We start from the raw sequence: 233 nt of genomic DNA on the forward strand, positions 1-233 counted from the left end.
GGGACCGTCGCCTCGACGCAGGTCGGGCTCGCCACGCGAGCGACCTGCCGAACTCCGGGAACTCGCCCGAGGCCCGCGCGTCCTACCCGGCCGCGCGGGAAGTCCGGTTTCGGCAGGCCCCAGATGGGCGTGCGCTGGAACACGGTCAGGTGCTCGACCTCGGGTGCGATTTCCGGAACGACCTGCCCCGCCGTCGCGCCGGTGCCGATGATGCCGACCCGCTTGCCCGCCAG

Annotated in this window: 1 pseudogene; it reads right to left on the reverse strand. The window is 73.8% G+C overall.

Annotation, left to right across the window (positions count from 1 at the left end):
- Positions 1–233: pseudogene (locus AC0IX4_RS23395) on the reverse strand (NAD(P)/FAD-dependent oxidoreductase); the annotation flags it as partial.

The sequence above is a fragment of the Rhodococcus sp. AC861 genome (assembly GCF_979256035.1).